This window comes from Planktothrix paucivesiculata PCC 9631, from assembly GCF_900009265.2.
GTDB classification, from domain to species: domain Bacteria; phylum Cyanobacteriota; class Cyanobacteriia; order Cyanobacteriales; family Microcoleaceae; genus Planktothrix; species Planktothrix paucivesiculata.
This window is the reverse complement of record NZ_LR735022.1, coordinates 64337-74121: the sequence shown is the minus strand read 5'-3', so window position 1 is coordinate 74121 and position 9785 is coordinate 64337. Positions and strand designations below refer to the sequence as shown.

Here is a 9785-nt window from a genome sequence, read left to right as displayed (position 1 = left end):
AAGAATCAAAAGATCAAACTCTACAAAGTAGGTGTGGCAATGGATGTAGAAATACAAATCCTGAAGCATTTGGCAAGAGAGGCTCAGCCAACAGTTGCCATCATAGATGAATATTGTGCCGAGTATAAAGACTTATTTCAAGAAGTCAGAAACTATGAATGCTTCAAATATTTACACTTAGGAATAATTTCACCGATCAAAGGTTAGGGCGAATAAGTGGTGTAAATTTGAGAGAACATTTAGTGACCAAAAATCAGAAATCAGATATATTAGGGAAATAATTTATGGAAAGAAAAGGAACATAACTTACTGGGAAATAACGACTGACCCAGAAATAATGCCCAAAAATTCTACTTCCTTTGTCATGACAAATCTCCCAGGTAAATTAAAGAAAACCTTGGGTGACCTATATGGATTAAGAACACTGATGTACAGGAAAGTAATTCTGTTAAGTTTTCTAATCATCAACAATGGAATCAGAAAAGTGGATGGAAGAATGCTCTAAATAATCTGCGCTTAATTGTCCAACCTCTGTTACTATGGGGGTTGATTTACTACTTACCTAATTCGGAGAGTGACAAAAGAGGGTTAGTTGTTTTAAAATTTAAAACAAAGGCACTCCAGACGGATTTTTTATTGAACATCTTTCTCAAATAGTTGACGCAATCATCGGGGTTGTGGTAGAGTGAGGGAAATCACTCCCAAGGGTTTGTTGTGTCTATTTGTAATAACAAAGGCTGCAACCGCCTAATTTGGTTAAATGTCAAGCAAATTTAACGATTTTTAGACTTAATTCTGACAGGCCGATGCACAAGTTTTTGTAACGAAAGATTAAGGAAAATTGATCAGCTTGACAAAAGTAGAATTTTATGGGTGGGTAGTTAGGGGCTGGGCTAATTGAAAATAGCGATAATTGGAATTAATGAATTTTGTCTTTTCTTGCTCATCGGATATTAAACCCGATAACCACAGGAAAGTTTGGGTATAGGCTTGGGACTCGACCGGACGCATCCAATATTTAATGGTGGGACGGGAAAAATAGCGGCGTAGGAGTTGTTCTGACTCAGATGCCATTTGACTTATTGTTTCGGGCGTTAACGGTTGGGTTTCCAAACCGCAAACTGTGGGCTGTTCCAAACAAACCGCCGCCGCCCCCCGTGAGGATAAATTCAATAATAAATCCAGGGTGGCTGCTTGTGGAGAGAGTTGGGGATAAAAGCCACCGTAACCCTGTAACCAACTGCGCCGCAATAAAATAGTGCTAGTGCGGATAAATTGCCACAGGGTCGGGAGCATCCAAGCATGAACGCCATGCAACCCTTCCCGTCCTTGCAGAACCGACTGAAACGCAGAAATATTAATAGCGTTATCCCTGGAGCCTAAAGCAGTTTGCCAAGGACTAAAAACGATTTCTAAAGAACCCGCTTTCCGTTCAAAGCAGGCGACCTGCTGGGCAAGTTTGTCCGGTAAAAAGACGTCCCCAGGGTGCAAAAACGTGATAAATTCTCCTTGGGCTGCCTCCAGACCTCTATTCCAAGCCGCTACTATTCCTTGATTGGGTTGATGGATATATTGAATTAAGGGGTATTTTTCTGGGAGTTGCGATCGCATTTCCCCTGTAGAACTATCATCAATAACGATAATTTCACAGTCGGTAAAACTTTGTTGATAAACACTATTAATGGCTTCATTCTGTGGTAGAGACGTTGCATTCAACGTCTCTACGGGGGTCATAGAAATAATCACACTCACTCTCGGGGTATAGTTAGGAGATAGAAGAGTTAAGTAGACCGTTGCATCCGCACTATTTCCGGCCCAATGACCCTGGAGGAAGGTTTGATTCTGTTGGGCTTCTATTCCTTGAAAGGCTTCTAAACGCCGTCCTGACAGATGGTTATAATCATGGTTTTGGTGAATAGCCGTAATTAATTGACTGGCATTAATCACCGGAATATTTTGTTTCAGAGCTTCTCCCACCATCCAATTATCCCATCCTGCTCGTCCAATAGCGAATTCTGGAAGTTGGGAAAATAGGGGTTTAGGAAACACGAAATAATCCAAAGCGCCAACGCCACTGAAAGTTCCGGCTTGGAGAAGGCGATCGCGTAGATTTTTTTCCCAATTAGGATTATTATAATTAATGGAATCAGTAATATCTAAATTCCAGCGTCTGCCTAATATTAAAAATTGCGGGTATTGGGTAATAACTTGTTGAACCGTTGGCAGAAAATCAGGAGTTAAAATAATATCCGAGTTAACATAAGTCAAAATTCGGTGGGTGGCTTGTTGGGAAGCCTGGAAAAAAATATCATTGAGCAGGGGAGTCCCTTGAACATTGAGTTGGATATTAGGAATATGGTGCACACCCAATTCCCTAGCTATTTCTTCAGTGCCTGCATCGTTTCCCAATAAGATGATTTCCGGCTGCGGTTGCAATTGTAACCAACTTTGAATAGCATTGCGCTGGATAATCCCAATATGACCTCGAAAGGGTTTAGGAACTGCAAAAATTGTTAAGTTTAACGAGGGTTGAATATTGGGAGAAATAGATAAAGGGGTCGCTGTCACAATACATCCTCACTAATCTTTAATCGTTTATACTAGAACTTTGTTGCCACATCTTATGAGAGTTTTAGATATTATAGAGAATAGCAAAAATTCTTAGCGTTAAAGCCAACTATTAATACCATGAATTCTAAAACAGTTTCACAATACGAACAAGATTTTTATGGCTGGACACAGTGGCAAGTACAGGTACTAGCCAACAGACAAGTATCAGAATTAGATTGGCAAAACTTACAAGAGGAGGTACAGGCATTGGGGAGACAGGAATACCGAGAACTCGTCAGTCGTCTTAGTGTCTTGTTAGGGCATCTCCTCAAGTGGCAATATCAACCAGAAAACCGTTCTCGCAGTTGGTTTTTGACCATCAGAGAACAACGCCGTGCCATTAGTCGCCACTTTTATCGTAATCCTAGCTTAAAGTCTCGCATAATTGACGCTTTAGAAGATGGCTTTGAAGCCGGAGTTGATTTGGCATTACGAGAAACAAACTTGCCATTGAGAACTTTTCCAGAAAAATGTCCATATAATTTTGAGGAAGTTATCGCAGATAGTTTTATCTGCAATACTAGCCAAGATTGGGAATATTGAATACAGAGAGTTCCTTGAGAATTAAGTTTCACCTCAGAAATAGGGCATAAACCAAACTCTTTGGCGGTTGCTGTCACAATATATTCTCCCTAATCTTCAATGGTTTCTGCTAGAACTTTTGCTAACAATTTAACTATTGCTGCATTATCCGATTTGGATTTTTTACTCACGGTGATTTCCGGTTGATATTGAACTTGAGTTAATTGAGTTTTAGTTTGTTCTAGTTCCGTTTTTAGTTTGGTGATTTCTTCTTTCTGTTGATGAAACTGGGAAACATATTGTTCTAACTCGACTTGCACTTCATCTAGTTGAAATTGAGTTAATTCTAATTCTTCTCGAACTTCATGCAGTTCTGAACGAGACTGGTCAAATTCTTTTTGGGTTTGTTTAAGGTTAATTTGAGATTGTTCTAATTCGGTTTGAGATTGTTCTAATTCGGTTTGAGATTGTTCTAGTTCTGTTTTGGTTTGTTTAAGGTCGGTTTGAGATTGTTCTAATTTGGTTTGAGTTTGTTTAAGGTCGGTTTGAGATTGATCCAGTTGGGTTTGCAGTTGTTTTTTTTGAGATTGAGATTGTTCTAATTCCGTTTGAGATCCTTCTAATTCTTCCAATATTTGATTACGTTGAGATTCTAACTCAGCTAAATCCTCTGTACCCGTGCGCAGTTGAACTTGGTTTTGTTTCAGTATTACCAAAGCCTCTTGGTACTGGGACTGTAAAGTTTCTAACTCCTGTTTGGTTTCCTGAAGTTGTTGGGAAATCGGGGATAGAGGTTTAACCGGATGAACTCCATCTTCAGTCCTAACAGTTTGACGCACATAAAATGCTTCTCCCCAAGCGGGATGGTAGGGACTTTCCTCCGCCACACAGTCAAATTGATAGTCGGTGAGAAACTGATTAACTTCTTCTGCTAATGCACCTCCTTCAAATAGTTCTTGATAATGAACATTGGTGTAAATAGCATCTAGGTTATTCAGGAGTTGGGTAGCACCTTCCAAGGCCAAAAGTTCAGCACCTTGGATATCGAGAATCAGAATATTAAAGTCAATAGGAGAGAGGTTCAATTCTTCCAGGAGAGTATCGAGAGTCCGACAGGAAAGGGTGAGTTGTTGAATTTCTTTAATATTGGGGTAAATTTCGCCGTACTGTTTCCAGGGCAAGATAGAACTGCTAGACTCCAGGGAAGTTAGGTGCAGGGTAACGGTATCATTGTGGTTGGCAATAGCAGCCTGAACGACTTGAATATTAGGACTATCGGCAAAATTCTGTTGCAGTCGTCCGACGGCGCTGGGGTTGGCATCAATAAGTAGGGTTTTAACTGTATTGGGGAGGTTGAGGCGTTTGAGGGTTTTGCCATCGTAAGCACCAATTAAGATAATGCCGCGTGGGGTGATGTTGTGGTGTTGGCAGAGGTCGGGAAAGTTGAGTTTCATGGAGAGGGTTGCTTGAGGTCTAATGATTTGAGTTTCCATTGTATCAGGTAGTAGAATTGAATTAAAGGAAACCATTAATAACTGAATTTAAGTAGGTGTTCATATTACCTCGCACACACAAAGAAATTTGTTGTTGGGCTTTAGCCCTCTATTATTGCGCTTAAGCACAACAACGAAACCTGTTTTTATTATGACTATCTACCTATAACGGCCATTACTAGGAGTATCAAATTGATGCGGGTATTTTGGAATGTAGTCGTTTGGAGTTTTATCGCTTGATTAGTCAACAGAGATTTACTGTGATAGATTACACAGAGGCTGAATTTGCAGTTGTCAAACGAGTCATCAATTTGCACAGAAACTAACTGATAGATGAAAGTTGTTGCCAATGCTACACCCTTGATTCCTTTAGCCCTATTGCAACTATAAACAGGGATATGATAATATGTTCAAGTAGATTTAGGAGGGTTTTGTCACAATGGTAAATCATCAATTATTTCTTTTTCAAGATAATTTTTTTAGAAAAAGCCATTCAATTAAAATCTGAATGGCACAAATCCTAATGATGAACCAGAAGATAAGATTCGCAAACAAGCAGTTGTATAAACACTTAAATAACTCCTCAAACTTATAATTTTTGTTTTTCCATGGACACAACATCAAAAAAAACCGGATTGATTTTTCCTGATTACTGTTGTATTTGTGGGGGTTCTAGCTTCACAAAGAATACTATTATTTGGGACGAACTTGCAACAGACTGGGAGCTTACCCCCGAACAACGCAGTTACGTTGACGATCAACAAGGTCTTGTTTGCAATCAATGTGGCTCTAATCTTCGTTCTATGACGTTAGCCTCCGCTATAATGGCTAGATTAGAAACATCTAATGAATTTTTTACAAATTTTTGTGCTAACAATGAAATCTTTAAAAATCTTCGTGTTTTGGAAATCAATGGAGCAGGAAGCCTTACTCCCTATCTTGCCCAACTTCCCCAATATCTTTTTGCCTCTTATCCAGAATGTGATATGCAGCAGCTTCCTTACCAAAATGAAAGCTTTGATATTATTATCCACTCGGATACACTCGAACATATTCCCAACGGTAATAAAGCCTTGCAAGAGTGTCGAAGAGTTCTAACATCAAAAGGATTTTTAGCTTATACAATCCCTATAATTCCTGAACGAATCACTAGAAGTCGTGAGGGTTTAAAACCTAGTTACCATGGCAGGGAAAGCAAAAATTTAGAAGACCACCTTGTTTATCGTGAATACGGTGCTGACTTTTTTGGGGAAATTTTTGATGCCGGGTTTAAAGATGTTCATCTCCATAGCATCATGTATCCGGCTTCGATAGCAGTAATAGCAAATAAAGATCGTGGCAAGAATAAAATTGCTAGAAATTAATTGATATAATCTAAATAAAAAATTAGATCAACAAATAATATGAAATTGAAATCAGCCAAAACCCATACACAGAAAGACAGACTAATACTCCCAGAAGATTTGATTAGAAAAGCTAATCAACAAAAGCGAGAGGGTAAACTCAATGAAGCGATCACTAAATACCGTCGTGCAATAAAGCTCAGTCCTAATTCGTTCATTTTGTATCAAAATTTAGGGGATGCTTTAGCGCAAAAAGGATTGCTGGAAGAAGCAGTTTTGGAATTTAAAAAAGCTATTGAATTAAATCCTCGTTCCGCATTGTCTCATGGTTACTTGGGAGAGGTTGCGATCAAACAAAAGTTATTTGATGAAGCAATTTTTTATTTTGATCGAGCGATAGAGATTCAGCCTAAGTGCCATAAATATTATAACAGTCTGGGCTTAGCTTTGATGGAAAAAGAACAATATGACTTGGCTGTTACTTGTTTTCAGAAAGCCATAGAATTAAAACCAGATTCTTGTTGGGGTTATTATAATTTAAGTCAAGTATTATCAAAACAAGATAAGTTATCTTTAGCTAGTTCATATTACCAGAAAGCGATTAGGCTGAATCCACAACTATCAAACGATAGCAAAAAATCTAATAATATCGTTTCACCTCCAAAAGATAATCTTGAGATGGCATTTACGGGTGAAAGGTATATCCCTAATGTTAAAGGTCAAATTAGGTACGAACATTTACATCGGTATGGGCTATGTCTGGAAATTGTGCGCGGTAAGTCCGTTTTAGACATAGCCTCTGGAGAAGGTTATGGTTCGGCTATATTGTCGCAAACAGCGAGTTCAGTGGTAGGTGTTGATATTGATATAGAGTCTGTTAAATTTGCTGAAAATAAATATCAAGACAAATCGAATTTAAAGTTTTTGGTTGGTCAGTGTAATTCAATTCCCTTACCTAGTGAATCTATAGATATTGTTGTTTCATTTGAAACTATAGAGCATCATGATCAACACGAGGAAATGATGCAAGAAATTCAAAGGGTTCTCAAAAAGGATGGGATATTAGTTATTTCTTCTCCAAATCGCCTGGTTTATTCAGATTTGCCTAATTACCATAATCCGTTTCATGTTAAAGAACTGTATCGGGAGGAATTTGTAGATTTACTCAATAAATATTTTCTATATTTTACCTTATACGGACAAAAAATTTGTATGGGTTCTTTTGTTTATTCCTTGAATGATAATGATAAATACTATATAACCCATTATACTAGCAATGATCAAGAAGTTTTGAGGAAAAATTGCTCATTAGATGATCCAGTGTACTTTGTAGCATTATGCTCAAATAATTTTAATAGAATCCAATATGCTTTAGATTCTGTATATCTTGATAAAAACGACAGCTTAGAACGTGCATCATCAGAGACTAGCAGCTACACGATAAATACAACAATAATTTCATGTTCACAAGATGACCCAGAAGCACTTTGGGGATTTAATGTGGATCAAGCTACACAAGTCAACACCAGTAGCACAGTTGAACTTATGTTGAAAGGTTGGGTGTTGGGAAAAAAATCAACAGTGGAGGCTATACAAATTATCCATAATCATGTAGTAGTTAAACAAGTTTTGATTGATTTTCCCCGTCCAGATGTTGCTCAGGCTTATTCCCATTTACCTGATGCTGGGATGAGCGGATTTGAAACTATTGTTGATATAGGTGAACTTGTAGAGCAGGGAGAGTTACTAATACAAGCTGTTTGTTCAAATAAAAGCTGTATTCCACTCAAAAAAGTTCAGTTTCAGGTAGTAGCGACAGAGAAGCAGTGATTTTTGCCTTTTCGAGCCTTATATCTAGGGGATTAGATCGACTTGAATTATAACTTATACAGGGCTACCATTTTTTAAATTTTTCTACTAATCAAAACCTCTATATATTCGGCTCTAATGCCCAACGATATATCGTCTATATAAACAATAGTTGTATATAATCCACTGTGCTTCAAAATAAAATCGCAGATATCATAACCCCAGTCCCTAGTGACTAATGATCCTTGAGGGTTGACTGGATTACCATGATACTGAGCTTCCTCTAAATAATTAATTTCACCATTAGCCTCTAATGTAGCACGAACACTAGAAGGTTTTTGCTTATTTACTATCGGTACTGTAAATATATGCGCCCCTCCGTGTTTTAAAGTTCTAGCAATTTCTGAAAAAGCTTTTTCAGGATTAAAAATATGCTCCATTACATCTTGACTAATCACTAGATCAAAAGTTTCATCAGCAAATGTCTGATTTTCTAAGTCTTCATTTCTCCATCCACTACTATGAGTTTCACCCAAAGGAAATTCTGGAAAGTATTGACTGGTTTGATAGTTGGGACAATTATTTTTTAGTTTAAGACTAGCGCCTCTACTTGCAGGTGAAGTTTCGTGTATAGAAAGTTGTTTCCAGTGTGGGTAAAACTTTTCTATACAGTACATTAAGGCTCTTTCTCGAGGGATTGATCCACAATTGTTACATTTATAAGAATCTCTCAACCAAGCTTGGTGAGAAGAAAACTCTACTTCTTGATCGCAGGTGTAACAATAGCCTTGATTTTTCATCACTTGATTATCTTTTTTTTCAAATGACGAGTCACTTGAATCAATCTCAGACTGGATCTGAATTTCAGCTACCAACATTTTTTCACCTTCGATTACAAAAAATATGTTAAATATCCCTGTGTGAATCCACTTGATCTGAAAACCACATTTTATATTTGGATGTATTTTTCCTAGAATAGTTTTTGTAACATCGTCTCTCTGGACATCGCAAGGGAAGGTTTCCATGACACCACTGCCTTCAACTACAATCTGTGCTTCTTCCTCCGCTCTGGGTAACACCCAGCCCGTTAAAAACACTTCTGTGACATTAGTAGAATATTCTGGATTGGGACTGTCAATATTATATCCAAAGATTTTTCTCTCAAATTTGTTTGGGAAATTGATTATTTTCTTGATTACTGTAAACATTGCTACATCATCAAAAGAATAACCGAGACGATCAAAATCCCTAGCAAAAGATTGTTCTATAATTTGCCTTGATTTATTGCTGTAATATAATCTAAAATCCGTTTTTTTGCCTGCTGTCTTATTCTCGTGTGGTATGTTTTGCAATAATTCAACTCCTAATTCTTGAAAAATCCTTTTAACCTCACTATCTAATTGCTCAAGTTTGACAACTTCTACTTTCCCTTCATCTATACCTTCAATGAATGAACTATACACTGATATATCTTGGTTATTGAACCCAGCAACATATTCATCAAAACTCATACTAGCTATTTCGGTTAGCCAATGTTTTCTAGCAATAATCCAATCAGGTGCTTTTTCTCCTTCTTGTTTAAGTCTCTGATAGGAGTTCACAATAAATACATAATGTGACACAACCCAATCAAAAGGATTTCTGGTAACTGCTAATATCTTCATTTGCTCAAGTTGAGCTAAGGTTAATAATCTATGTGATATTATCTCTTTGATCCTAATATGTCTATAGTCCACCAAAACGGTCTTACGATCATCATCCCAAATATGCTCTGTCAAAAGCTGTTTCCCACCAAAGTTCCTAATTAAAAAATTTTCAAGGGATGAACTTCCTGTTTTTGGAACACAGATAAACAGTAAATTTATTTCTTTACATAAAATTGCCATTAGTTACACCTCAGTTTTAGATTGAATTAATAAAACTCTCTCAACTATAGCAGACCGATAGTAATATAGATCTTCCTCTAAATCGACTTAGGCGATAATGATGTGTTCAGATCACGCATTTT

General features: G+C 37.4%; 6 protein-coding genes and 1 pseudogene. 4 read left to right on the top strand and 3 right to left on the bottom strand.

The genetic code is table 11. From position 1 onward, the window contains the following. Positions 1-39 precede the first annotated feature (39 nt). Positions 40-573, top strand: a pseudogene (locus PL9631_RS18955) (hypothetical protein); the annotation flags it as partial. 294 nt (positions 574-867) lie between these two features. Here the strand turns inward: PL9631_RS18955 and PL9631_RS18950 are convergent. Beyond that, positions 868-2568 (bottom strand): glycosyltransferase family 2 protein, encoded by a 1701-nt coding sequence (locus tag PL9631_RS18950; protein WP_083622713.1) that lies wholly within the window; start codon positions 2566-2568, stop codon positions 868-870. Positions 2569-2688: 120 nt separating this feature from the next. Between PL9631_RS18950 and PL9631_RS18945 the strand changes: the two genes are divergently transcribed. Next, entirely contained in the window at positions 2689-3153 is a 465-nt protein-coding gene (locus PL9631_RS18945; protein WP_083622711.1) for a DUF29 domain-containing protein, read from the top strand. Positions 3154-3242: 89 nt separating this feature from the next. On the opposite strand, the gene PL9631_RS18940 is transcribed toward PL9631_RS18945, so the two are convergent. Further along, positions 3243-4625: an FkbM family methyltransferase gene (locus PL9631_RS18940; protein WP_197046435.1), complete on the bottom strand. Its 1383-nt coding sequence runs from the start codon at positions 4623-4625 to the stop codon at positions 3243-3245. 608 nt (positions 4626-5233) lie between these two features. On the opposite strand from PL9631_RS18940, the gene PL9631_RS18935 reads away from it, so the two are divergent. Both PL9631_RS18935 and PL9631_RS18930 read left to right on the top strand, forming a co-directional pair. Then, positions 5234-5989, top strand: a complete 756-nt coding sequence (locus tag PL9631_RS18935; protein WP_083622708.1) for a class I SAM-dependent methyltransferase — start codon at positions 5234-5236, stop codon at positions 5987-5989. A 39-nt stretch (positions 5990-6028) separates the two neighbouring features. Further along, complete coding sequence (locus PL9631_RS18930) at positions 6029-7798, top strand: tetratricopeptide repeat protein (protein WP_083622706.1); 1770 nt, start codon at positions 6029-6031, stop codon at positions 7796-7798. A 74-nt stretch (positions 7799-7872) separates the two neighbouring features. On the opposite strand, the gene PL9631_RS18925 is transcribed toward PL9631_RS18930, so the two are convergent. Next, positions 7873-9663: a methyltransferase domain-containing protein gene (locus PL9631_RS18925; protein WP_083622705.1), complete on the bottom strand. Its 1791-nt coding sequence runs from the start codon at positions 9661-9663 to the stop codon at positions 7873-7875. Positions 9664-9785: the final 122 nt, after the last annotated feature.